Annotated in this window: 26 protein-coding genes; 9 read left to right on the top strand and 17 right to left on the bottom strand. The window is 63.3% G+C overall.

Features of this window, described 5'->3' with window-relative positions; translation table 11 throughout:
- Window positions 1–57 precede the first annotated feature (57 nt).
- Genes QUV25_RS00130 through QUV25_RS00115 form a run of 4 tightly spaced genes read left to right on the top strand, consistent with a single transcriptional unit; the run spans window position 58 to window position 4,544 of the window.
- Window positions 58–1,026: an ABC transporter permease gene (locus tag QUV25_RS00130; protein WP_300860512.1), complete on the top strand. Its 969-nt coding sequence runs from the start codon at window positions 58–60 to the stop codon at window positions 1,024–1,026.
- Between the two features lie 9 nt (window positions 1,027–1,035).
- The gene (locus QUV25_RS00125) at window positions 1,036–1,863 is read left to right on the top strand and encodes an ABC transporter permease (protein ID WP_300860511.1); all 828 of its coding nucleotides are present in this window, start codon (window positions 1,036–1,038) and stop codon (window positions 1,861–1,863) included.
- A 7-nt stretch (window positions 1,864–1,870) separates the two neighbouring features.
- Window positions 1,871–3,532 carry an ABC transporter ATP-binding protein gene (locus tag QUV25_RS00120; protein WP_300860510.1) on the top strand — a complete coding sequence of 554 codons (1,662 nt, stop codon included), beginning with the start codon at window positions 1,871–1,873 and terminating at the stop codon, window positions 3,530–3,532.
- A 7-nt stretch (window positions 3,533–3,539) separates the two neighbouring features.
- Complete coding sequence (locus QUV25_RS00115) at window positions 3,540–4,544, top strand: asparaginase (RefSeq protein ID WP_300860509.1); 1,005 nt, start codon at window positions 3,540–3,542, stop codon at window positions 4,542–4,544.
- A 261-nt stretch (window positions 4,545–4,805) separates the two neighbouring features.
- On the opposite strand, the gene QUV25_RS00110 is transcribed toward QUV25_RS00115, so the two are convergent.
- The gene (locus QUV25_RS00110) at window positions 4,806–5,168 is read right to left on the bottom strand and encodes a hypothetical protein (protein ID WP_300860508.1); all 363 of its coding nucleotides are present in this window, start codon (window positions 5,166–5,168) and stop codon (window positions 4,806–4,808) included.
- A gap of 58 nt (window positions 5,169–5,226) precedes the next feature.
- On the opposite strand from QUV25_RS00110, the gene QUV25_RS00105 reads away from it, so the two are divergent.
- The 3 genes from QUV25_RS00105 to sulP all read left to right on the top strand — a co-directional run bounded on the left by QUV25_RS00105 (window position 5,227) and on the right by sulP (window position 8,646).
- On the top strand, window positions 5,227–5,865 hold the full coding sequence (locus tag QUV25_RS00105) for a peroxiredoxin (RefSeq protein WP_300860507.1): 639 nt from the start codon (window positions 5,227–5,229) through the stop codon (window positions 5,863–5,865).
- Window positions 5,866–5,941: 76 nt separating this feature from the next.
- Window positions 5,942–6,838, top strand: coding sequence for an MBL fold metallo-hydrolase (locus QUV25_RS00100; RefSeq protein ID WP_300860506.1), 897 nt, complete (start codon window positions 5,942–5,944; stop codon window positions 6,836–6,838).
- 50 nt (window positions 6,839–6,888) lie between these two features.
- Window positions 6,889–8,646, top strand: a complete 1,758-nt coding sequence (gene sulP, locus QUV25_RS00095) for a SulP family inorganic anion transporter (protein ID WP_300860505.1) — start codon at window positions 6,889–6,891, stop codon at window positions 8,644–8,646.
- Window positions 8,647–8,651: 5 nt separating this feature from the next.
- Here the strand turns inward: sulP and QUV25_RS00090 are convergent, their stop codons facing one another.
- Window positions 8,652–9,371 (bottom strand): class I SAM-dependent methyltransferase, encoded by a 720-nt coding sequence (locus tag QUV25_RS00090; RefSeq protein ID WP_300860504.1) that lies wholly within the window; start codon window positions 9,369–9,371, stop codon window positions 8,652–8,654.
- A gap of 118 nt (window positions 9,372–9,489) precedes the next feature.
- On the opposite strand from QUV25_RS00090, the gene QUV25_RS00085 reads away from it, so the two are divergent.
- Window positions 9,490–9,903, top strand: a complete 414-nt coding sequence (locus QUV25_RS00085) for a DsrE family protein (RefSeq protein ID WP_300860503.1) — start codon at window positions 9,490–9,492, stop codon at window positions 9,901–9,903.
- Between the two features lie 49 nt (window positions 9,904–9,952).
- On the opposite strand, the gene QUV25_RS00080 is transcribed toward QUV25_RS00085, so the two are convergent.
- The 9 genes from QUV25_RS00080 to QUV25_RS00040 form a co-directional block, all read right to left on the bottom strand.
- Window positions 9,953–10,414 (bottom strand): PaaI family thioesterase, encoded by a 462-nt coding sequence (locus QUV25_RS00080; RefSeq protein ID WP_300860502.1) that lies wholly within the window; start codon window positions 10,412–10,414, stop codon window positions 9,953–9,955.
- A 36-nt stretch (window positions 10,415–10,450) separates the two neighbouring features.
- Complete coding sequence (locus tag QUV25_RS00075) at window positions 10,451–10,843, bottom strand: hypothetical protein (protein WP_300860501.1); 393 nt, start codon at window positions 10,841–10,843, stop codon at window positions 10,451–10,453.
- Between the two features lie 181 nt (window positions 10,844–11,024).
- Entirely contained in the window at window positions 11,025–11,453 is a 429-nt protein-coding gene (locus QUV25_RS00070) for a group II truncated hemoglobin (protein WP_300860500.1), read from the bottom strand.
- On the bottom strand, window positions 11,450–12,586 hold the full coding sequence (locus QUV25_RS00065) for an FAD/NAD(P)-binding oxidoreductase (protein WP_300860499.1): 1,137 nt from the start codon (window positions 12,584–12,586) through the stop codon (window positions 11,450–11,452). The genes QUV25_RS00070 and QUV25_RS00065 overlap by 4 nt, the downstream gene beginning before the upstream one ends.
- A complete protein-coding gene (locus tag QUV25_RS00060) occupies window positions 12,583–13,236 on the bottom strand; it encodes a hypothetical protein (RefSeq protein WP_300860498.1) in 654 nt (217 codons plus the stop codon). The genes QUV25_RS00065 and QUV25_RS00060 overlap by 4 nt, the downstream gene beginning before the upstream one ends.
- A gap of 91 nt (window positions 13,237–13,327) precedes the next feature.
- Window positions 13,328–13,945: a ubiquinol-cytochrome c reductase iron-sulfur subunit gene (gene petA, locus QUV25_RS00055; protein ID WP_300860497.1), complete on the bottom strand. Its 618-nt coding sequence runs from the start codon at window positions 13,943–13,945 to the stop codon at window positions 13,328–13,330.
- 74 nt (window positions 13,946–14,019) lie between these two features.
- On the bottom strand, window positions 14,020–14,184 hold the full coding sequence (locus QUV25_RS00050; RefSeq protein ID WP_300860496.1) for a DUF2474 domain-containing protein: 165 nt from the start codon (window positions 14,182–14,184) through the stop codon (window positions 14,020–14,022).
- A complete protein-coding gene (cydB, locus tag QUV25_RS00045; protein WP_300860495.1) occupies window positions 14,181–15,185 on the bottom strand; it encodes a cytochrome d ubiquinol oxidase subunit II in 1,005 nt (334 codons plus the stop codon). Before cydB ends, QUV25_RS00050 begins: the two co-directional genes overlap by 4 nt.
- A 10-nt stretch (window positions 15,186–15,195) precedes the next feature.
- Window positions 15,196–16,608: a cytochrome ubiquinol oxidase subunit I gene (locus QUV25_RS00040; protein ID WP_300860494.1), complete on the bottom strand. Its 1,413-nt coding sequence runs from the start codon at window positions 16,606–16,608 to the stop codon at window positions 15,196–15,198.
- A 274-nt stretch (window positions 16,609–16,882) separates the two neighbouring features.
- On the opposite strand from QUV25_RS00040, the gene QUV25_RS00035 reads away from it, so the two are divergent.
- Window positions 16,883–18,247, top strand: a complete 1,365-nt coding sequence (locus tag QUV25_RS00035) for a sigma-54-dependent Fis family transcriptional regulator (protein ID WP_300860493.1) — start codon at window positions 16,883–16,885, stop codon at window positions 18,245–18,247.
- 107 nt (window positions 18,248–18,354) lie between these two features.
- On the opposite strand, the gene QUV25_RS00030 is transcribed toward QUV25_RS00035, so the two are convergent.
- Genes QUV25_RS00030 through QUV25_RS00005 form a run of 6 tightly spaced genes read right to left on the bottom strand, consistent with a single transcriptional unit; the run spans window position 18,355 to window position 24,220 of the window.
- On the bottom strand, window positions 18,355–18,957 hold the full coding sequence (locus QUV25_RS00030; protein ID WP_300860492.1) for a bifunctional 2-polyprenyl-6-hydroxyphenol methylase/3-demethylubiquinol 3-O-methyltransferase UbiG: 603 nt from the start codon (window positions 18,955–18,957) through the stop codon (window positions 18,355–18,357).
- Window positions 18,958–18,967: 10 nt separating this feature from the next.
- On the bottom strand, window positions 18,968–19,756 hold the full coding sequence (locus QUV25_RS00025; protein WP_300860491.1) for a c-type cytochrome: 789 nt from the start codon (window positions 19,754–19,756) through the stop codon (window positions 18,968–18,970).
- Between the two features lie 14 nt (window positions 19,757–19,770).
- Window positions 19,771–21,138, bottom strand: coding sequence for an NAD(P)/FAD-dependent oxidoreductase (locus QUV25_RS00020; RefSeq protein ID WP_300860490.1), 1,368 nt, complete (start codon window positions 21,136–21,138; stop codon window positions 19,771–19,773).
- Entirely contained in the window at window positions 21,138–21,599 is a 462-nt protein-coding gene (locus tag QUV25_RS00015) for a cytochrome c class I (protein ID WP_300860489.1), read from the bottom strand. The genes QUV25_RS00020 and QUV25_RS00015 overlap by 1 nt, the downstream gene beginning before the upstream one ends.
- Before the next feature lies 1 nt (window position 21,600).
- Complete coding sequence (locus tag QUV25_RS00010) at window positions 21,601–22,824, bottom strand: hypothetical protein (RefSeq protein WP_300860488.1); 1,224 nt, start codon at window positions 22,822–22,824, stop codon at window positions 21,601–21,603.
- 4 nt (window positions 22,825–22,828) lie between these two features.
- A complete protein-coding gene (locus QUV25_RS00005; RefSeq protein ID WP_300860487.1) occupies window positions 22,829–24,220 on the bottom strand; it encodes a cytochrome c in 1,392 nt (463 codons plus the stop codon).
- Window positions 24,221–24,983: the final 763 nt, after the last annotated feature.

Raw genomic sequence — 24,983 nt, 5'->3', positions numbered from 1 at the left:
TTCAATTCAACTTGTGCACCGCTGGAGGAACACCAGCGGTGCAGTGGAACCACGCCCATGGGTCAATACATTCTTCGTCGATTGTTGCAAACCGTGCCGGTTGTGCTACTGGTCGTGATCGTGAACTTCCTGCTCTTGCAGCTCGCGCCAGGAGACTTGGCCACGGTCCTTGCGGGCGAAGCGGGCGGAGCGCCCAAAGAGTACATCGATGCACTGCGGGAGCGCTTCGGGCAGGACCAGCCCATCCACGTGCAACTGCTTGCATACCTTGGAAACCTCCTGACCCTGGATCTGGGCTACTCGTTTCGCCAGAGCGCTCCCGTTCTCGATCTGGTTCTCGATCGACTCGGTCCCACCTTGCTGCTGATGGGGACGACGTTGATCGTGTCACTTGCGGTGGGCATCGGTATGGGCGTGCTGGCAGCGTTGTGGGTGCGCACCTGGAAGGACCACTTGATTTCCGTGGCCGCCGTGGTCTTCTACGCCATGCCCTTGTTCTGGGTGGGGCTGATGCTGGTGCTGTTCTTCAGCATCAAGCTGGACTGGTTCCCCACCTCGGGCATGGAAGATGTGGTGGCCTTTCACGAAGGGTGGGCGCGCGTGAAGGACATTGCACACCATCTGGTGCTTCCGACCCTGACGCTCTCGTTGTTCTACATCGCGCTGTACGCACGCCTGATGCGAGCCTCCATGCTGGAGCAGCGTGGGCTGGACTATGTGACGACCGCCAGAGCCAAGGGCCTGACCCACAGACAGATCACCACCCGCCATGTTTTTCGCAACGCACTGTTGCCGGTGGTGACCATGGCCGGCGTGCAGTTCGGTGCCCTTTTGGGGGGATCGGTCGTCGTCGAAGCCGTCTTCGCTTGGCCTGGTCTCGGTCAACTGGCGTACCAGTCGCTTTTTGCAAGGGACTACAACCTGCTGCTGGGCATCTTCTTCATGTCGGCTTGCCTGGTCGTCCTGATCAACCTGCTGGTTGATGTGGTGTACGTGTGGCTGGATCCTCGAATCAAGATGTCCTGAGGACAAAACATGAAGAGTTTTTCAAGCAAATTCCTGGGCAATCCCCGCGTTCTTTTCGGACTTGCATGGCTGGCGCTGGTGCTCGTGATGGCCGTGTTCGCCGACCTGCTGGCGCCCGTCGATCCGTTTGCCATTGTCGGATCACCCTTTGACCGACCTGCAGGACAGCACATTTTCGGAACGGACAGCCTGGGCCGAGACGTGCTGGCGGGGGTGATTCATGGGTCCCGAACCACCTTGCTGATCGCAGTCCTGGCTACCTTGGCTGCGGTCGTCTTCGGCACTGCGGTCGGTGCGCTGGCAGGGTACTTCGGGGGCTGGATAGACGACGTCCTGATGCGCTTGACCGAGTTCTTTCAGACCATCCCCTCCTTTCTCTTTGCCATCGTGCTGATCGCTGTGCTGTCGCCGTCGGCGACCAATCTCGTGATCGCGATCGGGGTGGTGAGTTGGCCGCCGATAGCGCGAGTGGTGCGGGGTGAAGTGCTGTCGGTCAAGTCGCGCGAATTTGTGCAAGCGGCTGTGGTGGCTGGGCAGCGCGACCTGGCCATTCTCGTTACCCAAGTGCTACCCAATACGCTCAGTCCGCTGATCGTGACAGGCTCTTTGCTGGTGGCCACAGCCATCCTGGTCGAGAGTGCCCTGTCATTCCTGGGTCTGGGAGCGCCCAATCAGATGAGCTGGGGTTTCATGATCGGCGCGGGCCGTTCGTTTCTGCGGGACGCATGGTGGCTTGTCACCATTCCCGGCATTGTCATTCTGCTCACGGTACTGGCCATCAATCTGGTTGGTGAGGGTCTGAACGACGCGCTCAATCCCCGGTTGGCCGATCTCTGAGAACATCATGAATCACATCACCGAACAACATGGCGACGCGGTGCTTCGCATCGAAGACCTGAAGGTGGCGCTGCCGCCTTGGTCGGACAGGCCCCACGCGGTCAACGGCATTTCGATCGAAGTGCGCCCCCGCGAGATCCTCTGCATCGTGGGCGAATCCGGATCGGGAAAGTCGGTCATGGGAAAAGCCATCATGGGCCTGTTGCCCAAGCCGCACCTGCGCGTCACGAACGGAAGAATCATGTTTGAAGGACGTGATTTGGTACATCTCAGCGAAGACGACATGCGGGCTGTTCGCGGCGGTCGCATCGCCATGGTGTTCCAGGAGCCCATGACAGCGCTGAGCCCGTTGATGAAGATTGGTCGGCAGATCGATGAGGTGCTGGAAATTCACACGGATCTGGTGCCTGCCCAACGCCGGGAACGCGTTCTGGCCCTGCTCAGAGATGTCCATCTTCCCGAACCTGAGCGGCTGATTGACAGCTTTCCACACCAGTTATCGGGCGGGCAGCGACAGCGAGTCGTCATTGCGATGGCGTTGGCGCTCGAACCGGCCTTGATCATCGCGGACGAGCCCACGACGGCCCTGGATGTCACCACGCAAGCCCAGATTCTCCACCTGATGAAGGAGCTGCAGCGCAGCCACGGCACGGCCGTGCTCTTCATCACCCATGACTTTGGCGTGGTGGCCGAGATTGCCGACCGGGTGGTGGTGATGCGACATGGCGAAATCGTTGAGACAGGCACCACCCAACAAGTGCTCGGAAACCCGCAGGCCGAGTACAGCAAAGCCCTGATTGCGGCCGTGCCCCGTCTCGCGCCGCGGAGCCGCAATGCCGACGTACCGGATATTGCCGGGGAAACCCCGCTGCTGGAGGTGAAGCTTCTGCAGAAGACCTATCGAAGTTCTGGCGGACTCTTCGCACGCAACCGACGGACCGTACCAGCGGTGCAGAGCGTCAGCCTAACGGTGAAGCGACAAAGCTCACTTGCACTGGTGGGCGAGTCTGGTTCCGGCAAGAGCACGCTGGCACGGTGCATCATCGGACTGGAAAAAGCCGACGGCGGCGAAATTCTGCTCGATGGAGCCCATCTCACCGGCCGCACTCGGCGCGAACTGCTGCCCCTGCGCAGTCAGGTTCAGATGGTCTTTCAGGATCCGTTTGCCTCGCTCAACCCCAGGCACAAGGTCGGGGAAATCGTGACCCTCGGGGCTCGCGTGCAAGGCGTTCCGCGGGAACAGGCTTACACGGAGGCACGCGAGCTGCTGCGCAGGGTGGGACTGAAGCCAGAGGCGATCGACCGCTACCCTCATGAGTTCAGTGGTGGCCAGCGGCAACGGATCGGCATTGCGCGTGCACTCGCCGTCAAGCCCAAACTGATCGTGGCCGATGAACCCGTGTCTGCACTCGATGTATCGGTTCAGAAGCAGGTGCTGGAGTTGCTAGACGAACTGCGCGCCGAAATGGGTCTGTCGTTGCTCTTCATCACGCACGACCTTCGGGTCGCCGCCACGGTTTGCGAAGAGATCGCCGTCATGAGCAAGGGGCAACTGGTGGAATCCGGTTCCACAGCCGACATCTTTGCCAACCCTCAGCATGCCTACACACGCAGCTTGTTGGCGGCAGTCCCTGGCAAGGAATGGGTATCGACGCATTGGGATGCATGATCTGCGCATGAAAACAAGCAAACTACCCAAGGTCGCGGTGCTGGGCACCGGCGGAACCATTGCCGGCTCGGGAGCCAGCAGCACGCAGTACGCTGGCTACCGCGCTGCTGTCACTGGTGTCGACGAGTTGTTGATGGCGATTCCTCCTTTGAAAGATGTCGCCGATCTTGAGAGCGAGCAAGTCGCTCAGGTGGCCAGCCAGAACCTGGGAGGTGCAACGCTGTTGCACCTCGCGAGAAGGGTCAACTTCTGGCTCAACCAGACCGATTGCACCGGGCTGGTTGTGACAGTGGGAACCAATACTCTGGAAGAGACAGCCTATTTTCTGAACCTGGTCGTCAAGAGCCGAAAAACCGTTGTGGTGACTGGAGCGATGCGCCCCTCCACCAGCCTGAGCGCTGACGGGCCCATGAACCTCTACCGTGCAGTCGTTGCGGCGGTCAGCATCCAGACGGTGGGGCTGGGTGTGCTGGTCGTGATGAACGACCAGATCATCGCTGCCCGCGATGTGCACAAGATGGACACCATGACGGTTGACAGCTTCAGGGCCCCTGTTTTTGGCATACTGGGCTGGGTGTTTGACAACCAGGTGCGGCTCTATAAGAGGTCTGCTCGCACACACACCTGTGATACCGAATTCGACGTGATCGATCTGAACAGCTTGCCACGTGTCGATATTGTCGTGGGGCATCAGGATGATTCAGGTGTTGCAGTTTCTGCACTGGTCGAGGCCGGAGCGAAAGGCCTGGTTGTAGCGGGAGCCGGATCTGCGTCGTTGAGTGAAGCAATGGCGGAGGCCGTTCTGAGCGCGACCCGAAAAGGCGTGGTAGTCGTGCGTGCCCCGCGCACTGCGACAGGAATAGTGATGCGAAACATGGAGTTTGACGATGCGTTGCATGGGACCGTTGCCGGCGACACACTGTCACCGGCCAAGGCAAGGGTCCTGCTTGCGCTGGCACTGGCCCACGGCAAACAAGCCGACGAGATCCAGGCCGCATTCGACATGTACTGAGGTCTGTTGACGCGCCTGCAATCGCTCGACTCTCTGTTTGTCATCGGAGGCCCTATTCGTTTGGTGAGCCTCACTAAAGAGAATCCATGACGCACAGGGCATCATCGATTTCCTGATCAGGGTCTTGACGCAAAGGCGCTGCGCGTCAATCCAGGGGACGACGGCAGGATCGCCCACCCAGAGCTACGCATCTACGACACGGGGACCATGCGTCGCAGACGCAGCTGACGGGTGGCCTGCCACCCCCTGCCATGTGCACGTCTACGTCAGGGCTGTGACGCCGTCTTCGAGAGCGCTCAAGCCAAGAATGAACTGGAACTCCCGACCAAGAAGGAGGCCCACACAGGAAAAACTGAATTGGGCGGAAGTGCGAAGCCTTACCACCGGCTGGCCTTGAATATCGACAAGTCCTGCATGAGCAGAATGCAGTGCAACTTGCTGAAGATCCCGGCTGGAAAGAGCGGCAGCGTGGCTCATGCTCCATGCGAAAACACGTCCTGAAGCGACCGCTAAGCCTTGCAAACGAACCAAACGTTCTTGGCTATCGACGTGTTTGCATATCCCAATGACTCGCTTGACAAAACGCAAGCTATCGAAGTCTGGCGCTTCATAAACTGCATTCATGGGTCAAGCAATTCTGCTTTCCCCGCTTTTCTCAAACTACCCCTGAATGGAGTTCCCCATGGAAAACGTTTCCACCTTCCCCCACCTCAACGAACCTGCCCCGGCCTTCAGCGCCAAGACCACCCACGGCGACCGCAGCCTGGCCGACTACAAGGGCAAGTGGCTCATCCTGTTCTCGCACCCCGCCGACTTCACGCCGGTCTGCACCACCGAGTTCATCGGCTTCCAGAAGCACGCTGACACCTTCCGCAGCATGAACTGCGAACTGCTCGGCTTGTCAATCGACAGCCTGTATTCGCACCTGGCCTGGACGCAGAGCATCAAGGAAAAGTTTGGTGTGGAGATCAGTTTTCCCATCATTGAAGACATCAAGATGGATGTGGCCCGCGCCTACGGCATGGTGCACCCTGGTGCCGCGGACACACAGGCGGTTCGCGCCACTTTCTTCATCGATCCGAACGGCATCCTGCGTGCCATGGTCTATTACCCGATGAGCAACGGCCGCAGCATCGAAGAGTTCGTGCGCTTGCTGCAAGCCATGCAGACCAGCGACAAGAACGCCATCGCCACTCCTGAGGGCTGGACGCCGGGTTGCGACGTGATCGTGCCACCACCCAAGACGGCCGAAGCACTGGCCAAGCGCGCCAGTGAAGGCTACAAGACTGTGGACTGGTATTACTCGACCAAGTCGCTGTAAGCGACCCGTGCTCTCAGCAGGGGCCCGCCCGGGAAGGCTGGGCCCCTTTCTTCTTTGATGCCTGGAGTTGCCCACCATGACCACCCCATCGCGACTGCACGTCGAATCCTTCTTCGACCCTGCCACCTTCACCTTCAGCCACATCGTCTGGGATCAGGCGACAGCACAGTGCGCGCTGCTCGACAGCGTGCTCGACTACGACCCCAAGTCCGGCCGCACCGACACGCGCAGTGCCGATCGCCTGATCGATCGCGTCAGCGAACTCGGCCTGAAAGTTCAATGGCTGCTGGAAACCCATGTGCATGCTGATCACCTGTCAGCTGCACCCTACCTGCAGAAGCGCCTGGGTGGTCAACTGGCCATTGGCTCACACATCACCACCGTGCAGAACACGTTCGGAAAGCTGTTCAATGCGGGCAGTGAGTTTGCGCGCGACGGAAGCCAGTTCGACCGCCTCTTCCACGACGGCGATCATTTCACCATCGGTGGTTTGCAAGCGGTGGCCATGCACACACCAGGGCACACCCCAGCCTGCATGACCTATGTGGTGCGCGACCACAGTGTCGATCCGTTGCGAACCGCCGCTTTTGTGGGTGATACCCTGTTCATGCCCGACTACGGAACCGCCCGGTGCGACTTCCCGGGCGGCGATGCCGCCACGCTCTACCGATCCATACAGCGCGTGCTGGCCTTGCCCGACAGCACCGAACTCTACCTCTGCCACGACTACCCGCCTGGCGAGCGAGAGCCACAATGCATCACCACGGTCGCCGAGCAGAAGGCCGCCAACGTGCATGTGCACCAGGGGGTCGGTGAGGCTGATTTCGTGCGGCTGCGCCAGCAGCGCGACGCCACCCTCGCCATGCCGGTGCTCATCCTGCCCTCGGTCCAGGTCAACATGCGCGCTGGCCACATGCCACCTGCGGAGAGCAATGGCACGATCTACCTGAAGATTCCGATCAACGCTGTCTGACCGGCCAGAAGCAGCCGCTCAAACCAACGCCGCATCGACGCCGCCCCGCCATGAACAACCCGTTGAGCCACTGGCTGCCCATCCTGCGCTGGGCGCCTTGTTACCGCGTCGAGCTCTTCACCGCCGACGCCGTGGCGGCCTCGGTGGTCACGCTGATGCTGATCCCGCAAAGTCTGGCCTATGCCCTGCTGGCCGGCATGCCCCCCGAAGCCGGCTTGTACGCCAGCATGGCGCCGCTGGTGGTCTATGCGGTGTTCGGCACCAGCAGCACCCTGGCCGTGGGTCCGGCGGCCGTCACCTCGCTCATGACGGCGGCTGCGCTGGGCAGCGTGGCCGCTGCCGGCAGTGTGGGTTACGCCGCCGCCGCTGCGCTGCTGGCGCTCCTGAGTGGCGCCATGCTGTTTGTCATGGGCGCGCTGCGCCTGGGTGTGGTGGCCAATTTCCTGAGCCACCCGGTGATCTCGGGGTTTGTGTCGGCTTCCGGCCTGCTGATCGCAGGGAGTCAGCTCAAGCACCTGCTGAACATCCCCCTGCAGGGCCAGACGCTGCCGCAGATCATGCTCAGCCTGTGGCAACACATCGGCCAATGGCATGGTCCCACCGTGGCCATCGGATTCGGTGCCTTGAGCTTTCTGGTGTGGGTACGGCGCTCGCTCAAGGCCCGCTTGTACGCACTGGGTTTCGCCCCCCTGGCGGCAGACGTGCTCACCAAGGCGGCCCCGGTGCTGGCGCTGGCCGTGACCACCCTGCTGGCCTGGACCCTGCGGCTGGACGAAGGCGGACTGCGCGTGGTGGGCGCGGTGTCTGGCGGCCTGCCGCCGCTCACGCTGCCGGTGCTGGACGCCACCCTCTGGCCACAGCTGCAACAGCTCGCCACCGCGGCGCTGCTCATCAGCCTCGTGGGCTTTGTTGAGTCGGTGTCGGTGGGCCAGTCGCTGGCGGCCAAGCGGCGCGAACGCATCGAGCCTGACGCTGAACTGCGTGCGCTTGGCGCCAGCAACATCGCTGCCGGGCTCACGGGCGGCTTCCCCGTCACCGGCGGCTTCTCGCGCTCGGTGGTGAACTTCGATGCCGGAGCGCGCACCCCGGCGGCCGGCGTCTTCACCGCCATCGGCCTGCTGCTGGCTGCCTTGCTGCTCACGCCCGCGCTGCACTACCTGCCTCAAGCCACGCTGGCCGCCACGATCGTGGTGGCCGTGCTCACGCTCGTGGATCTCGGAGCTTTCGCACGCACCTGGCGCTATGCGCGCAGCGATTTCACCGCGCTGGCGCTGACCTTCGCGTTGACCTTGCTGGTGGGCGTTGAAGCCGGTCTGGTGACGGGCGTGGGCGCTTCGCTGCTGCTGCACCTGTGGCGCACCAGCCGCCCGCACATCGCCACGGTCGGCCGGGTACCGGGTACCGAGCACTACCGCAACGTCTTGCGTCACGCGGTGGAGACCCACGCCAACGTGCTCAGTCTTCGGGTCGACGAAAGCCTGTACTTCGCCAACGTGCGTCCTCTCGAAGACCACATCGCCGCCCAGGTGGCCGCGCACCCGCGCATTGAACACGTGGTGCTGCAATGCAACGCGATCAACGCGATCGATGCCAGCGCCATGGAAAGTCTGGAGGCGATCACGCTGCGGCTCAAAGATGCGGGCGTGAAGCTGCACCTAAGCGAAGTCAAAGGTCCGGTAATGGACGGCTTGCGGCGCAGCGATTTTCTTGAACACCTGACAGGTCAGGTGTTTCTTACCCACCATCAGGCCGTGACGGCACTGACAGCGCCAACCGACCAGGGCCTGTCAACACCAAACAGACCCTGAAGCGATCAACCCTTTCGGCGCAGCAGGCGTACATGCATGGGCCGCACGAAAGCGGCGCCCTGCTCGCCACCATGCGGCTCAAACGCGGCGCGCACCCGCGCCAACATCGCTTCATCGATGCGGTGGTCGGCAAAGCTGGGGTACATCATGCGTTGCACAAAGTCGTCGAAGCTGGCGAACCGCACCGCTTGTGCAAACCGGCGTTCTGCGACCGCTTCCCAATGCTGGCCCGAAGACAGCGCACGGTCCAGCGCGGCCTGTGCGGCTGGTCGCACCACGCCCTCATCGTTGTACAGGCGCACCAGCTCGTTCATGGCGCCGCCGTAGATCGGCTCAGACACATACAGATGACCGCCGGGACGGACCACCCGCGCAACCTCTGCCAGCGCCTGATCCATCGCCGCCATGGGCACATGGTGCAAAGACTTGAGCATGAGCGCGAGATCAAACGATGCGTCGGCCAGCGGCACCGCCTGAGCGCCCGCAGCCACAAACACCAGCCGGTCTTGTGGTACCGCCAGTTTCTTGGCGTGTTGCACGGCGTCGACCTCCAGACCACTCACGTGGCACAGCGGCCAGCGCCGCAACAGGTCGCGTGCGAGCCGTGCACTGCCACAACCCAGCTCGATGATGGACTGAGCCTGCAGCGGCACCAGCTCGTTGAGCACCTCCAGCTCGTCGTTCTGGATCGGCAGCAGATCGGGGTCGGCAGAGCTGGGATTCATCAGGGCTTCTTTCGGGGAATCTCGTTGTAATTGCGTTTTGTCATGGATACCCACCATAGTATCCGGGAAGATCGCTTTTCTACCCGATTTTCCAACCATCCTCTCTAGGAGTTTTGACATGAAGAAGCTGATCACACTGGGTGCTGCGGCGTTACTGGTGGCGGGCGCGGCGCAGGCCGAAAGCCTGTTTGTGAACATCCACAGCGGCAACGCCATGGCCCAGGGCGCTGGCCTGGTACTGGCTGGTCAGGCGCTGGAGCAGAAAGCCGACGTGCGTGTGTTGCTGTGCGACGCGGCGGGCGATATCGCGGTGGCGGGCAAAGAGATGCCCAAGCTGAAGCCTCGCGATGTCACGCCACAGCAAATGCTGCAAGGTCTGATCAAGGCGGGTGCTACGGTGGAGGTGTGTGCGCTCTACCTGCCCAACTCCGGCCTCAAGGCCAGCGACCTGATTCCCGGCGTGAGCACAGCCAAGCCCGCTGATGTGGCGGCCCACCTGCTCAAGCCGGGCATGCACACGCTCGGCTTCTGAGCGTCGCACATCCCGCACACAACGGCGCCTTCTGGGCGCCGTTGTGCATTCAGGGCTGCCCAAAGCTCTCCGGCATCTGCACAGCCACCACCTCGCCCCGCGCCGTGGCCACGCCCCCGGCGAATACCGTGGTTTCAACCACCACCTTGCGGCCCTTGATCTCTTTCACCGTGCCGCGAATTTCCAGCTCCACCAGCGGCGTTGGCTTGAGGAAGTCCACATGCAAGGAACCGGTGACGAAGCGGAACGGGGGCAAAGAATCGAGGTCGCGCCCTGCTTGTCGGTACATGGCCGCCGCAGCGGTTCCGGTACTGTGGCAGTCGATCAACGAGGCGATGAGCCCGCCATAGGCAAAGCCCGGCACCGAGGTGTGGAACGGCTTGGGCTGAAACCGGGTCACGGTTTCATCGCCTTCCCAGACCGTCTTGATCTGGTGGCCGTGCGTGTTGTGGCTGCCGCAGCCGTAGCAGTGCGACACGTTTTCCGGGTAGTGGTTCTGGAATGCGTCCATGGCGAGTCTCCTGAAGGGTGGTGGTTGAAGGAGTTCCTATGGTGCGAGCCCCAAGGCGACGCGCAGGCTCTCGGCGCTGGCGGCGTACTCCACCGAGACGACCCGGCCCGCCTCCAGCCGGATCAGCGTCACCGCGTTTTCCTGGCGCGGCCAGTCTGCCAACCGTTTTGCATCGAGCACCACACCCACCTCAAACGGCTGTTCACGGAGCGAAGGAAGCGCGAACGTGCGCGTGATGAACCCGGGCATCTTGCTCATGTCGGCCAGATAGAGCGCACGGCGCGTGGCCAGAAAACCCTTGGGTTGCTGCCCCAGGACTTCCATCGCGAGGTTGGATGCTTTTCGCCCGGCTGCGAACAGCAACAAACGGGTGTCCGCAGCCATGCGCCAGGTTTGCCCGTGCTGGTCTTGAACGACCACGGTGGGCATGCTTTGCCCCGGCGTGGGCGGTTCGGCCCATGAGGCGACGGGCAGCGCCAGAGCGCAAGCGAGGATTAGCGACTGGATGTTCATGATGGAAAAAGCGTGAAAGAAAAAAGGGGAACGATCGCCGGCAGCAATCATTGCCGCGCGCTGGCACACCGCAATTGGGTTCCTTCGGCAGGGGTTCTCAATGTGCCATCTGGGCGGGGCATCCGCCCTGGCTTTCGGTGTTCACCATGTGGTCGGCCATCTGGGCGAAGGTGTGGATCAGGCCGTCGCGCAGATCGGTGTCGGTGACCTGCTCGGTGAGCGCTTGCGTCATGCAGAGCACCCACTCGTCGCGCATGCGCTGGTCGATGGCGTAGGGCGCGTGGCGCATGCGCAGCCGTGGGTGACCCTTCTTGGCTATGTAGAGCGAAGGGCCGCCAAACCAGCCTGACAGGAATTCGAAGAGGCTTTCGGCGCTGCCTGCCAGGCTGTCGGGGTGTAGCTGCCGAACCGCATAGGCTTCGGGCAGCGTGTCCATCAGCTCATAGAAGCGATTCACCAGGCGATGCAGCGCCGGCGCGCCGCCCAGCGCGTCATAGGGCGTGGCAGTAGTTTGGATGGTGGTCATCGGTATTTCTTCAGGTAAGCACCTTCGAAGAACCGCTTGGCCCAGTGGAACAGGCGGGTCGAAGGCAGGATGATCTGGCGCTTGGCGTTGCGAAAGACCAGCGTGCCGTGATCGATGGCGTCGATGATGCAAATGAGCTCGACCTTGAAGGTGGCGTGAGGCGTGTCGCCGCGCAAACCCGCCAGCAGGTTTTCCGCAGCTGCTGCAGCTTGGAGGTCGGCCATGTGCGCCTGCTTGGGCATCCAGTCCGGGCCTGGGAAGCTGCCCGAGTCACCCACCACGTAGACATGCTCGGTCCCGGCGACGCGGCACTGCGCATCGGCCTTGAGCAGACCGCCCGGCGATCGCGCCAGTTCGGTCTGATCGAACCAGGCGTTACCGGTCATGCCGGGCATGAACAGGATGAGATCGGCCGGGAACGATCCGCCCTCGGTCAACACGCGATTGGCCTCGAACCCCTTCATCTTGTGGCCCAGGCGTGTGCGGATGTCGCGCCGCTGCATCTCATCGAGCAGGTGCTGCACCGCCTTGGGACCGAGCCGGCTCCCGGGTTCGTTGGACGGGTTGAAGAACACCAGCTCGAACTTGTCGCGCCGGCGTTCTCGCCTCAGTTGCTCGTCGATGCCGAACAGGAACTCGAACATCGGGCCACCGCGCACCGCACTCGGTTCGTTCGGGTTGCCGGCAAAACCCACGGCGATGGTGCCCCCCTGCAGGGTCTGCAGACGATCTCGGATCTTTTCGGCAGCCGCAATGCCTTCGCAGGGCGTGATGGCGTGTTCAATACCAGGCAGCCTCTTGATGAAGCGCCCGCCGCTGGCGATCACCAGGGCATCGTTGGGGACTTCACCCCCGGTGGTGTCCACCAGACGACCGCCGTTGCGCAGCCCGGTCACCTCTGCCGCCAGGTGGCGAACGTTCATGCGCTGAAAGAAATTGGCCAGTGGCACGATCAGCTGTTCGCGTGTGCGCAGGCCGCTGGGGATCCAGATGATGCCGGGCAGGTAGTGGAGCTCGGCGCGGGGTGCGATCAGCGTGATCTCGGCCTTGGCGTCGCGTCGACGGATTTCTCGAACGCTGGACAGCGCGCCAAAGCCAGCGCCGATGATGGTGATATGGGAAGGGGATGTCATGCGTTGAGGGCTCGTGGAGTTTGCGCGCCTGAGGCGTTGTCCTGCAATGCGATCACTCGCGCCAGATAGGTGTCGCGAGAGGTCGCAGCAAAAAAAGGATGCCAGCGGCGCTGCTCATGCACCGTGCTCACTGCGCGGGCTTGGCGCTCGTGACCCGCGAACAGCAGCGTCTCGTCAGGCAGGGTGAAGATGCGCTGCGTGACGCTGTCCCACAATGTCTCAGGCTGCGCGGGCTGGGGCTGGTGCGGGCAGGCGTCTACCGACAGCAGGCCGCCGCAGAAGACGCGATCGCGCCAGACGAAGCTGAGGCAGTCGGGCGTGTGGCCGGGGGTCGCCAACACCTGCAGGAACTCGTTGCCGAACGGCAGCAACTCGCCGTGGGACCCGGTGTGAGCGCCGGGCCGCGGCTCACCCTGGACCACCGGGGCGTCCAGTCGACACAGGGAGGAGAACTCCAGCGGCTGCAGGCCATCGTGGTGGTGCGTCCGCAACACCCAGCGCAGGCGCAGGCCACGCTCGGCCAGCAGGGCCTGCAGGACTGGCAGGTCGGGACCGTGCGGGTCCACCACCACCGCCTCGCGTGCCTCGACATCGGCCAGCAGATAGCTCAGCTCGCTGCGGCGCTCATCGTGCAGGATGCGAAACAGCACTTCAGTGCTCCCAGCGCCAAAGGACGCAGCGCGACACGAACCCGGCACCGCGCATCCGGATGAGAAACCACATGTTGTTCTCCGGCACGAATCAGGCCGTACCGAGGCCATCCTCACCGATCAGCAAGCTGCCGTCGGCCAGGTACTGGTGCGGCGGTACCACCAGGTTGGTGGGCGCAGGCTTGTTCTTGAACACGCGACCCGCCAAGTCAAAGGTCGATCCATGACAAGGACAGAAAAAGCCACCCTTCCAATCGGGGGGTACGCTGGCGTTGGCCGTACCTTCGGGCAGGGTCACCGGGGAACACCCCAGGTGGGTGCAGATCCCGACCGTCACGAACAACTCGGGCTTGATCGAGCGGTATGTGTTGGTGGCATAGGCGGGTTGCTGCGGCTTTTCAGAATCGGGGTCGGCCAGTCCCGGCATGTCCTCGAGGGTGGCCAGCATATCGGGCGTGCGGCGCATCACCCACACGGGCTGGCCTCGCCATTCGACGGTTTTGATTTCACCAGGAGCCACCACCGCGGGATCCATGGACACGCTGGCGCCCTGCGCCTTGGCCCGCTCGCTGGGGGCAAAGCTGGACACGAAGGGCACCGCCACGGTCGATGCGGCGGCCACGCCCATGGCACTGGTGGCCAGCAGCCAGGTGCGGCGCTGCGGGTCGCCGGGCGCGATGAGTTGAGGAAGAATCGGGGTGAATGGCATGTCTGGCTCCTTGCCTTGTGGCTGGCGGGTGGGTGGGTTGGCGATGAATCGCGCAGTGCATCGTGAGCAGTGCGCTACGTCTTCAGCACCCAGCGCAGCAGCATGGCCACGACCAGCAGCGTGCCGATGCTGGCCGCCCAGATACCGGCCATCCAGAGCAGTCGCTTCCACAAAGGTTGCAGTGGCTCATCGGGGCGGGTGGTGCTGATATCCGGCCAGCGGAAAAGGTGGTTTTTCATGCGTGGTACCCGTCTGCGGTGACCTTGCCGCGAAACACCCAGTAAGACCAGGCGGTGTAGCCCAGGATCATGGGCAGCACGACCGCCGTGCCCCAGAGCATGAAGACCTGGCTGCTGCGGTCAGTGGCCGCGTCCCAGATGGTCACGGCGCCCGGTACGACGTCGGGGAACACGCTGATGCCCAGGCCGATGAAGCACAGCAGGAAGATACCCAGCGTGAGCAAGAAAGGGGCGACCTCGCGGCCCGTCTTCAGGCTCCGCACGAAGGCCACACTGGCCAGCGCCACCAGGATGGGCACCGGGGCCACCCACAAGATGTTGGGCCAGTGCAGCCAGTTGGCGAAGTAGTTCGCACTCAGAAACAGGGTGGCGACGCTGACCGCGACGATGGCCGCCAGGCTGGCGCCACCCAGCCACCAGGCCATGGCCCGGGCCTTGCGCTGCAGCGTGCCTTCGGCCTTCATCACCAACCAGGTGGATCCCAGCAGGGCGTAGGCCACGACCACGCTCAGGCCCGTGAGCAGCGAGAACGGTGTGAGCCAGTCCCACCAGCCGCCGGCATACGCCCGCTCGCTGATGCGCACGCCTTGCAGCAGCGCCCCGAGGATGACGCCTTGCGAGAACGCTGCCAGCAGCGAGCCACCGGTGAACGCAAGATCCCAGAAGCCGCGGTGGGCCGGGTCGCGCCAGCGAAACTCGAACGCCACGCCGCGAAAGACCAGGGCCAGCAGCATCGCAATGATGGGCGCGTACAGGGCAGACAGGATCAGGCCGTAGGCCAGCGGAAAGGCCGCCAGCAGACCGCCCCCGCCCATGACCAGCCAGGTTTCGTTGCCATCCCACACCGGCGCGATGCTGTTCATCGCGGTGTCGCGATCGTGGCCCACCTCGAAGGTGTTGAACAGGATGCCAATACCGAGGTCAAAACCGTCCAGTACGACGTAGATGAAGACGGCCAGCACGATGATGAAGGCCCAGACGAGGGTGAGATCGATGTTCATGCGGATCTCCTTATTCGGTTGCCAGCGCATCGGGCCGCAGCGCCACGGCGGGTGTGGTGCCGGCAGCGCGTGCGGGAATGTTGGGAGGGGCCGACTCGTGCACCACTGGCGGCTTGGCCATCAGCTTCAGGATGTAGATCACCCCGGCACCGAAGACCGCGAAGTACACGATCACAAAGGCCACCAGCGAGGCCGCCACTGCCGGCGCTGCCAGCGGTGAGGCCGACTCCGCCGTGCGCATCAGGCCCTGGATGGTCCAGGGCTGGCGACCCACCTCGGTGGTGATCCAGCCCGCGAGCACCGCGATCAACCCGGACGGGCCCATCACCAGCGCGAAGCGGTGCAGCCACTTCCATTCGTACAGACGGCCCTTGGCGCGAGCCCACAAGCTGAGCATGCCCAGACCGGCCATCAGGAAACCCAGCCCGACCATGATGCGGAAGGACCAGAACACCACGCCCACGGGTGGGTGATCGGCCGCAGGCACGGTGTCCAGGCCCTGCATCGGGGCGTTGAGATCGTGCTTGAGGATCAGGGAGGACAGCTTCGGAATTTCCACCGCGTAGTCCACACGGCCTTCGGCGCTGTTCGGAATACCAAACAGGATCAGCGGCGCCCCTTCAGGGTGGCTCTGATAGTGGCCTTCCATCGCCATCACCTTCACGGGCTGATGTTCCAGCGTGTTCAGGCCATGCATGTCGCCCAGAACGATCTGCAGCGGCGCCACGATGGCAGCCATCCACATCGCCATGGAGAACATGAGGCGCGCGCGCGGGTTGGTGCGGTCCTTCAGCAGGTGCCAGGCACCCACAGCGCCCACCAGGAACGCGGTGGTCAGGTAAGCAGCCGACAAGGTGTGCACCAGCCGGTAGGGAAAACTGGGGTTGAAGATGATGGCCAGCCAGCTGCCAGCGGAAATGAACTGACCATTGGCGTTCATCGCGTAACCGGCTGGGGTCTGCATCCAGCTGTTGACCGAGAGGATCCAGAAGGCGGAGACAAAGGTGCCCAAAGCCACCATCAGCGTCGCGGTGAAGTGCAGGCGTTTGCCCACCCGGTTCATGCCGAACAGCATCACGCCCAGGAAGCCGGCTTCGAGGAAGAAGGCGGTCAGCACCTCATAGGCCATCAGCGGGCCGATGATCGGGCCGGCCTTGTCGGAGAACACCGCCCAGTTGGTGCCGAACTGATACGACATGACGATGCCCGAGACCACCCCCATGGCGAACACCAGCGCGAAGATCTTGATCCAGTAACGGAACAGGTCCATGTAGTCGGCGCGCCCGGTTTTCAGCCAGAGGCCTTCGAGCACCGCCAGGTAACTGGCCAGACCGATCGTGATGGCGGGAAAGAGAAAGTGAAAACTCACCGTGAACGCGAACTGGATTCGCGCCAGCAGCAGCGCGTCGGTTACATCAAACATCTTGGGGTCCTTGCGTCATTCGGGGCTGGCCTGAATCGGCTCTGGAGTCTGAAGCGGTCCGTGTTCGGGATCTGTGCGACGGGCAACGGAGATATTCATCACCCATTACTTATCAAGATCCGTGCCTCGCGAGCGCGGACTCAAAAGTGCAATGAATTCAATGGTCTTTCGACTGAGCCTGTCAGGGGCTTTCTCTGCCACTGCCGCTACAACTGCCACTTATGGCAGAGAATGCCGGTGGCTTGCCGTTTTCGACCATGCCCAGGAACACGCCTTGAAACCCCTGCCCGAACTCACCGCCTTTCTCGAAGGCCTGCCTGAGCCGCACATCTTGTTCGATGCGCGGTACCGCATCCTCGCGGCCAATGCGGCGTACCGGCGCACCTACGGCGGCCAGCGCGACGTGGTCGGGCGCACCTGCCACGAGGTCTCGCATAACTTTTCGGTGCCCTGCGATCAGGCCGGGGAATCCTGCCCGCTGGCGCAGTCGCTGGTCTCGGGCCAGCGCGAGCGCGTGCTGCACCTGCACCACACCACCCAGGGCGAGGAGTACGTGAACATCGAGCTCTCGCCCCTGCCCGGGCCAGACGGTGAGCCGGCGTTTTTTGTGGAGAAGATGGAGCCGCTGCGCGTGGCCCAGGGTCAGCCGGCGGCACAGGGCCTGATAGGGCGCTCGGACGCGTTCCAGCGGATGCTGGGGCTGGTGGCGCGAGCGGCACCTTCGCGCGCCACCGTCTTGCTGCTCGGTGAATCGGGCACCGGCAAGGAGCTGGTCGCGCGGGCCTTGCACGAAGCCAGTCCGCGCGCGGGCAAGCCACTGGTGGCGGTGGATTGCTCAAGCCTGCCCGAGACACTGTTCGAATCCGAGCTCTTCGGCCACGAGCGCGGCGCGTTCACTGGCGCCAATGCCGCCAAGGGCGGCCTGGTGGAGGCGGCCAGCGGTGGCACGCTGTTTCTGGATGAGGTGGGTGACATCCCGCTGCCGATGCAGGTCAAGCTGCTGCGGCTGCTGGAGACCGGCACCTACCGCCGCGTGGGCAGCACCGAATTGCGCCATGCCGACATCCGCGTCGTCTCGGCCACCCACCGAGACCTGGACCAGATGGTGGCCGACGGCCGCTTCCGCGAAGATCTTTTTTACCGGCTGTCGATCTTCCCGATCCGGCTGCCCAGCCTGCGCGATCGTGCCGGCGATGTGGCGCTGCTGGCGCCCTCGCTGCTGGAGCGTGTGGCCGCGCCGCGCCGCCTGCACCTGAGCGCCTCGGCCCTCAAGCGGCTGGATGCGCAGGTGTTCCCCGGCAATGTGCGCGAGCTGCGCAACCTGCTGGAGCGCGCAGCGCTGCTGTGCGACGGCGATCTGATCGAGGCCGACCATGTGCAGCAGGCCATCGACACTGGCCGCCGCCCGGCTGGCGCACCGCTCCAGCTGAACCAGCCGCCCGCCGCCAACCCATCCTCAAGCGCTGGGGCCGAACCTGTGCTGGATTTCAGGGCCCTGGAACGCACCGCTCTGCGTGCAGCCCTCTCGGCACATACCGGCAGTCGGGCAGAGCTCGCAACCAAGATGGGCATCAGCGAGCGTTCGCTCTACCGAAAAATCAAGGCATTGGATTTCCCAGGCAAACCTTCCGAAACTTAGCCGGGTAGCTCAGCCCAGGGGAACTGCTGAAGGAGCTGACCTGCAGCTGCTCCCAAACGCGATCCCTCTCGAATCGGCCCTTGGCATCTGCCTGGGCTGTAAACCATTCAATCAGAGGCCCGACCCAGCCAGCGGGTGGTGTGTGCAAGGCCCTGGTGTCCGGGTCCTTCATCCAACGCCACCTCGCCCTCCCAGGCCATTTTTTCCTCGAGCAGGCCCGCGAAGTCGTCCCGCAGCAATTCGGGGGTGAACAGCATGGCTGGGTCCTTCGGACCACCGCTGCGATGCTGCAGTTGCTGTGGATGAAAACCTTCCAGCAGCAACCAGCCGCCCGGACGCAGAGCAGCGGCCAGACGCCTGTGGGACCCAACACGGACGGCGGGCGGCAGATGGACGAATACCAGCACCACCGCATCGAAGCTGAAAGGCTCGGGCGTCCAGTCGGCAAGGTCACCGAGCACGGTGTGCAGTGCGACGCCACGCTCGGTCGCCAGCGCCTGCGCCTTGTGCAGGCCCACAGCCGAGCCATCCATGGCCGTCACCCGGTGGCCCTGCTGGGCCAGCCAGACACCGTTGCGGCCCTCGCCGTCGCCCGGAACCAGCACATCGCTGCCGGGTTGGAAGCGTTGCTGCTGCTCCACCAGAAACGTATTGGGTGCGGTGCCGTACTTGTAGCCGCCGATCGAAAAGTTCTGATCCCAGAAGTTCATCACCAGCAGTCTACCGATTGCGCTCGGGCAGATCGGCGTAGTAGGTCGCCAATGCCTCGATCTCACCGCGCGTGAGTTTTTTCGCAAAGGTGCTCATTCCCTTGGCCGCGTCGTTCGAACGCACGCCGCTCTGGTAGTCGAGCAGGGTGCGGGTGAAGTACAGCGGGTTCTGCCCTGCCAAGGCCGACGCTTCCAGCTTGCCGCCCTGACCCTTCACACCATGACAGCTGGCGCAGGGTGTGAGCAAACGTGAGGGGTCGCCCTTGCGCACCAGCTGCGCTGCGCTCATGCCCTCGCCCAGGACTGAGGGGCGCGGCGTGCCATCGTCGCCCGGTGCTGGCAAGGCGGCGTAAAACGCCGACACGTCGGCGATCTGCTGCGGCGTCATCATGACGGCGATGTCGTGCATGAGTTCAGCCCGCTTGCCCTCCAGTCGCAGGCGGCTCTGGTAGTCGAGCAGCATCTTGGCCGTGTAGGCCGATTTCTGCCCGGCCAGATGGGGCCAGTTCTGGGTGGGTGCCACACCGTTGTCCCCGTGGCAGGAGGCGCAGAACAGCTGCTGGTTCACTTCCCGCCCGCGCACCTCGTCACCGGCTGGCAGTGCCGCCAGGGCGTGGCGCAAGGTGGCGGGCGTCCAGCCTTTCGCAACGCCGCTGTCGGTCGAATCGTTGGCCAACGCATTGCCAGCCGACAGACCGATCACAAAAGCGACGGCGGTGAGAGCGATCGCGCTGAGCGATCGACGAAACAGGCCATCGGTGGCTGCCGCCAGCTCTTCCAGGTAAGGATCGTGGGTCATGGGGCGGATTCCGTTCAGGTGAAGCAGTCGGCGGTGAAAGTGCGCAGCCAGGCCTGCTGGTAGCGGGCACCGAGTTTGATCTGAGCTGGCGTGGCGTTCAGCGGCAGGTAGCGCTGCTTCGTGTTGATGCGGGCGATCTTGCCGTCGACGATCTTGAAGACGTCGGCCACAAACAGGCCGTAGTCCTTGCCGGCCAGCGCGTAGCAGGTGTTCTCCCACAGGGGCTCGGGCGCGCTGCGCCCGGCCAGTTCCTCGACGATGGCGCGCGCCACCACCTTGGCCTGGTTGTTGGCGGAGAAACCGCTCTTGGGCATGGCATCCGCAATGCAGGCGTCGCCAATGACATGCACGTTGGGCTGCAGCGTGGAAGCAAACGTGCGCCGATCCACCGGGCAGAAGCCGCTGCCATCGGTCAGCCCCAAGGTCATGGCAACCTGCCCGGCCCTCATGGGTGGAATGACGTTGATCACATCGGCCTTGATGGTCTCGGCCTCGGTCTCGATGCGCATGTTCTTCGCGTCGATCTTGAGCGTGCGGCCGCCTTCCTTGCCACGCACCCAGCTCAGCATGCTGGTGCCGCTGTGCTGCTTTACTTCGACCTGACCCTGCATCTTCTCCACGTAGTCGGTGGGCAGGTTGAAGTTGTAGAGCCGGTTCCAGCCCAGCATCATGGTCTGGTCGGTCACGAAGCTGTCCTTCGGGTCGACGATGATGACCTTGGCCGTCGGGTTGTGCTTCGAGAACCACTCGGTCATGAGCGCGGCGCGTTCGTAGGGTCCCGGCGGGCAGCGGTAGGGGCTGGGTGGCGCCGCGATGACGAAGGTGCCGCCCCGGCGCATGCCCTGCAGCTGCCTGGCCAGCAAGGCGGTCTGATCGCCAGGAATCCAGCCCGAAGGCACGGCGGTGCGAGCCACGGACTCGCTGTAACCGGCGTAGTTTTCGTAGAGCAACTGGATGCCAGGGGAGACGACCAGTCGGTCGTAGGCGATCTTCTGCCGGCCAGCGGTATTCACGGTGCGCGCGACCGGGGCGAAGCCGGTGACGGTGTCGAACACGAAATTGATGCCGTAAGTGTTTCGCAGCGCGTCGTAGCTCACGTTGAGCTCATCCATGCTGGCGTGCTGGTTCAGCACCTCGCTGGAGCCATACGGTCGCACATAGACCGGGTTCTTCTCGATCACCGTGACCCTGAGCGACGGGTTGAACAGCTTGAGGTATTTCGCCGTGGTGGCACCCCCCACCCCGCCACCAACGATGACGATGTGGGCGGTCTCGGCGGCAAACGACAGACTGGGCGCCGCAGCCACCGAAAGCAGGCCGAGGGCCTGCATCAGCCAGTCGCGACGCGACAGGGAAGACTTGGATAGATCAGCGTGGGCCATCACTGACCTCCTTTGGATTCGGGTACCGCCTGGGGCGGGACGGCAACGAAAAAGTCGCCCATGGCGCGAATCTCGGCGTCGCTGAAGCCCTGGGCCACGTGGCTCATGAGCGTGGCCGGACGTCGACCTTCACGGAAGTCGGTCATGGTGGTCACGAACTGCCGCACCGGCATGCCGGCCAAGGGCACGAAGGACTCGTCGCCAAGTCGTCCCAGCGTGCCGTGGCAGGCGGCACAGCTGTGGGCCATCATTTCGCCCGAGACCAGCGGCTCGCTGGTCGGGGATGCGATTGCGTTTGCAACGGCCACCGGTGTGGGCGAGGTCTGCGCGATGGCGCGCACCGCCAGCGAGGTCGCCACGGTGGCACCGAGCGCCACCAGAATCGTCCAGACCAAGACCTGACGCCATGGCAGCGAGGGGTGTGCCGATGGCAAGGTCGACATGTCGAGTGGTTGTTTCATATCAGCGGGCCCAAACGTAAAAGCCAACGGCGAAATACAGCACGGTCCAAGCCACTAGCAGGCCGACCGACCACTGACCGATGCGGGTGACGGTGGAGCTGGGGGTGTACAGGCCCTTGCTCTGGCCGGCCTGCCAGGCGACGGTGAGCAGGTAGGCCAGCGTGACGCCGCCGACCACCCCGAAGGTGACGAAGAACAGCGAGGTGCTGTACCAGTCCATGTTGATCCGGTAGTCCATGGCGTCGTAGCCGTGGCTGCCCAGCAGGGTCACAAAACGCAACATCTCGCGCGCAGCGCCTACGACGATCAAGCCCAGGGCGCCGGCACCGAAGATGCCGTAGCCCCAAACACCGCTGTCGATGCGGTCCCGCAGCACCAGGGGCAAGGCCACCACGGCGAGCAAGGCCACCAGCGCCATCAGCATCCAGACCGAGGACGCAAACCAGGTCATCTTTTCAGGCAGGGTCAGCATCCAGACGGCACCGATCAGCACCGACACCACACCGCCGACCAGCATCAGGCTCTGGGCCAGACCGCGCACCCAGCGCAGGTAGGCGGCATCGGTTTCGCCACCACCTTGAAGATAGCGGCGGTAGCCGTACAGCCAGGCCCCCGTGACCGGGGCCGACAGCGCGATGAAGAACAGGAAGCGCGGCAGGTTCCAGTAGTGCAGCGAATGGCCATCGGGGTTGACCACGCCTTTGGGGGCATACCAGGCCATCCATTGTTCGGGAAACAGCATCTGGTTGGTCAGGCTGTGCACGATGAAGCCCACGGCCAGCAGCAGGGCCAGCGACAGCAGCATCCAGATGCCACCGCGCCCGCCATCGGCCATGATGTCATGGTTCTTCCAGTAGAAGATGTACATCGCGATGTAGCCGGCGATCAGCAACACGATGAAGCCGATCACCCACCAGGCCGAGAGCACATTGGACGTGTACCAGAACGGGTCGTACACCACCTGCACGAACAGCAGTGGCGCCACACCGATCACGATGGCGACCGACACCGCGATCTTGGCGGTGACCAGCATGGCAGCCGCCAGGCGACGCCAATGGGTGCTGGCGCTGAAGGCGCCGCGCAGTGTGAGCGAGGCAGCACCCAGCATCACCTGCACCGCCGCCATATGTAGCGCGAAGGTGAGCACGCCCAACACCAGGAACACCAGCGGGTGGGACGGTACACCTGCCTGATCGCGCAACGCATAGAGCATTTCGGGGGTCATGGTCTTACTCCTTGGCCGCGGTCCTGGCGGCGGGCACCTGGACCGTGCTCACCACCTGGGTGGGCGACAGCGTGACGATGAAGCTGGCGAGCGCTCGGGCCTCGTCATCGTTGAAAGGGATTTGCGGCATGTAAAGCGTGTTGCCACCCGACAGCGCCGCCTGCAGATACTCGGCCATCTCGGCCTCGGTGTGTGTTCCAGTGAAGTAGTTGCGCAGCGGGCGGATGCCGGTACTGCTCAGCGAATGGCAGTTGGAGCAGGTGTTGAGCGCCAGCAGGCGGCCGGCCTCGACGCGGTTGCCGTCGTCGATGGCGCGCAGCGCCTCGGGCACGAACACCAGCGTCTTCATGAAACCGTGCGCCTCGATGGTCGGAATCTCGGACTTCACACCCATGCCCGGCACATCGCGACCGATCACCTGGTTGGAGTACACATACTGGCCAGCTACCCAGGGCTTTCGGATGGATTCGCGCGCCACCTCTTCGGGCCAGAGACCGAAGACCAGTACCGCCACGGTCATGACAGCGGCGAGGCTGGACACCAGCGCGCGAGGCTGCACCAGCGTCAGGATGAAATAGGCCAAGGTACCCGCCACCACGCTCAATAGCGCGATGGGGAAGTGCTCTGGCAGGCGATTCTGCAGCACCACGTCGGCCGTCTCGGGCAGCGTGGCGAGGTACCACTGCAGCATGCCTGCCCCGGCCAGCGTGGCGACGATACCCAGCCAGGCCAGCTTCGTAGCAATGTTTTTCTTCAGCGCCGCGTCCTTGAACTGGCTGGCCACGATGCCGCCCACCACCGCCGTCATGGTGAACATGAACGCGGTCCGCATGCCCAACTGGGCGAAGGTGTTGGGGCCGTAGAAGGCGTTGAGCACGCCGCCGGTCTCGGTCCATTCCGCTTTGCCCGGCCACATCATGAAGCTCAGGATGCCCACGATGACCAGCATGGTGGTGTACGAAGTCAACCCGAAGATCAGCGAGATGCGGGTGTGTGTTTTCACATCAACCTTGCCCACCAGGTAGATCAGCATGTAGACGCCCACCACTTCAATCACGAAAAACACCCACTCGGTGGCCCACATCCAGACGAAACTGTGGATCAGCGCTGAAATGCCGCGCGGGCTGGCCACCGTAGTGGAGTACCAGATGCCCGGACCGGTGATGGAGCCCAGCACGTAGCTGAACACCAGCAAGAACAACCCGTAGCGCTTGATGAATTCAAGCAGCTCGGGCTTGTTGTGGCGGTGCGCGTGGTTGGTCAGCCAGGCAAAGAAAATGGCTGCGCCAACCGAGGTGTGGGAGAACAGCACGTGGATCGTGGCGATGAAGCCCACGATCCAGCCACTGCCCACTCCCGGCTCAAACCAGGTGGGATACAGACCGATCATGTCCATGTTCTTGTCTTCCTCGATGTCGCCGCTGCGGGGGAATGCCCGACAGGGTGTTAGGAGGAATCAACAAGAAGCGTGCCAAGGGATAGATTCGCTCTGAACCTATACAAATCAACAACTTACATATCGATCGCCGCAGACTTGAGCTGGAAAGCGAAGTGAAGCCGTCAACTTGGCAGACATAACTGCCAAAAACGTCAGGCCAAGAAGTGAGAACCGGATGAAACCAGCGCCGCTAGTCGGACCTGCCCCACCAACACGCGTCTATATGGGACGCGGTTAGGCACGACCTATTTTTTGCGTCGAGACGGTAACGTCTTCACCATCAATTGAGGCGAAGGTTGGGCGTGCACCTAGAAGCTCTGAGTCAACCAACACTCCTCGCCCAATGCGACAACGGCCCGGCTGGCCTTGTTTTGCAAACTCAGGCTCTATTTCGTTCAGTCACCCGACAGTCGAGACGGGACAGTGGTGACGTTTCGCTTCCGTCGCTGGCGAAGAACCAGAACGGGTCGACAGCGTGGGGTCGGCCCTTCTAGGAACGAACATTCGACCGAGGCTTGGCTGTGCAACCTCTGGCCTGCCACGCTGGATGACTGCAGCCCCCTTGCTACCGGTCGTTGATGCCGACGCGCTGCCGGGTGAGCCTATGACAGCTTGTTGCCAAGCACCGTGAACTCGGCTCCCGGCCGCGACCGACGGCAATCGCTGTATTGTGTTGAAAAACTCCGCTGAGCCTCAATTCTGGCCCGCGGTTTGCATGCCT

This window comes from Hydrogenophaga sp. (assembly GCF_030373245.1).
In the GTDB taxonomy this organism is placed as follows: Bacteria; Pseudomonadota; Gammaproteobacteria; order Burkholderiales; family Burkholderiaceae_C; genus Hydrogenophaga.
The sequence above is the reverse complement of the archived record's forward strand: the minus strand, read 5'-3'. Positions and strand labels throughout refer to the sequence as shown.

Coding starts and splice junctions, on each gene's coding strand:
- QUV25_RS00130 (WP_300860512.1), top strand. CDS start 58: ATGGGTCAATACATTCTTCGTCGATTGTTGCAAACCGTGCCGGTTGTG.
- QUV25_RS00125 (WP_300860511.1), top strand. CDS start 1,036: ATGAAGAGTTTTTCAAGCAAATTCCTGGGCAATCCCCGCGTTCTTTTC.
- QUV25_RS00120 (WP_300860510.1), top strand. CDS start 1,871: ATGAATCACATCACCGAACAACATGGCGACGCGGTGCTTCGCATCGAA.
- QUV25_RS00115 (WP_300860509.1), top strand. CDS start 3,540: ATGAAAACAAGCAAACTACCCAAGGTCGCGGTGCTGGGCACCGGCGGA.
- QUV25_RS00110 (WP_300860508.1), bottom strand. CDS start 5,168: ATGAATGCAGTTTATGAAGCGCCAGACTTCGATAGCTTGCGTTTTGTC.
- QUV25_RS00105 (WP_300860507.1), top strand. CDS start 5,227: ATGGAAAACGTTTCCACCTTCCCCCACCTCAACGAACCTGCCCCGGCC.
- QUV25_RS00100 (WP_300860506.1), top strand. CDS start 5,942: ATGACCACCCCATCGCGACTGCACGTCGAATCCTTCTTCGACCCTGCC.
- sulP (WP_300860505.1), top strand. CDS start 6,889: ATGAACAACCCGTTGAGCCACTGGCTGCCCATCCTGCGCTGGGCGCCT.
- QUV25_RS00090 (WP_300860504.1), bottom strand. CDS start 9,371: ATGAATCCCAGCTCTGCCGACCCCGATCTGCTGCCGATCCAGAACGAC.
- QUV25_RS00085 (WP_300860503.1), top strand. CDS start 9,490: ATGAAGAAGCTGATCACACTGGGTGCTGCGGCGTTACTGGTGGCGGGC.
- QUV25_RS00080 (WP_300860502.1), bottom strand. CDS start 10,414: ATGGACGCATTCCAGAACCACTACCCGGAAAACGTGTCGCACTGCTAC.
- QUV25_RS00075 (WP_300860501.1), bottom strand. CDS start 10,843: ATGCCCACCGTGGTCGTTCAAGACCAGCACGGGCAAACCTGGCGCATG.
- QUV25_RS00070 (WP_300860500.1), bottom strand. CDS start 11,453: ATGACCACCATCCAAACTACTGCCACGCCCTATGACGCGCTGGGCGGC.
- QUV25_RS00065 (WP_300860499.1), bottom strand. CDS start 12,586: ATGACATCCCCTTCCCATATCACCATCATCGGCGCTGGCTTTGGCGCG.
- petA (WP_300860497.1), bottom strand. CDS start 13,945: ATGCCATTCACCCCGATTCTTCCTCAACTCATCGCGCCCGGCGACCCG.
- QUV25_RS00050 (WP_300860496.1), bottom strand. CDS start 14,184: ATGAAAAACCACCTTTTCCGCTGGCCGGATATCAGCACCACCCGCCCC.
- cydB (WP_300860495.1), bottom strand. CDS start 15,185: ATGAACATCGATCTCACCCTCGTCTGGGCCTTCATCATCGTGCTGGCC.
- QUV25_RS00040 (WP_300860494.1), bottom strand. CDS start 16,608: ATGTTTGATGTAACCGACGCGCTGCTGCTGGCGCGAATCCAGTTCGCG.
- QUV25_RS00030 (WP_300860492.1), bottom strand. CDS start 18,957: ATGAACTTCTGGGATCAGAACTTTTCGATCGGCGGCTACAAGTACGGC.
- QUV25_RS00025 (WP_300860491.1), bottom strand. CDS start 19,756: ATGACCCACGATCCTTACCTGGAAGAGCTGGCGGCAGCCACCGATGGC.
- QUV25_RS00020 (WP_300860490.1), bottom strand. CDS start 21,138: ATGGCCCACGCTGATCTATCCAAGTCTTCCCTGTCGCGTCGCGACTGG.
- QUV25_RS00015 (WP_300860489.1), bottom strand. CDS start 21,599: ATGAAACAACCACTCGACATGTCGACCTTGCCATCGGCACACCCCTCG.
- QUV25_RS00010 (WP_300860488.1), bottom strand. CDS start 22,824: ATGACCCCCGAAATGCTCTATGCGTTGCGCGATCAGGCAGGTGTACCG.
- QUV25_RS00005 (WP_300860487.1), bottom strand. CDS start 24,220: ATGGACATGATCGGTCTGTATCCCACCTGGTTTGAGCCGGGAGTGGGC.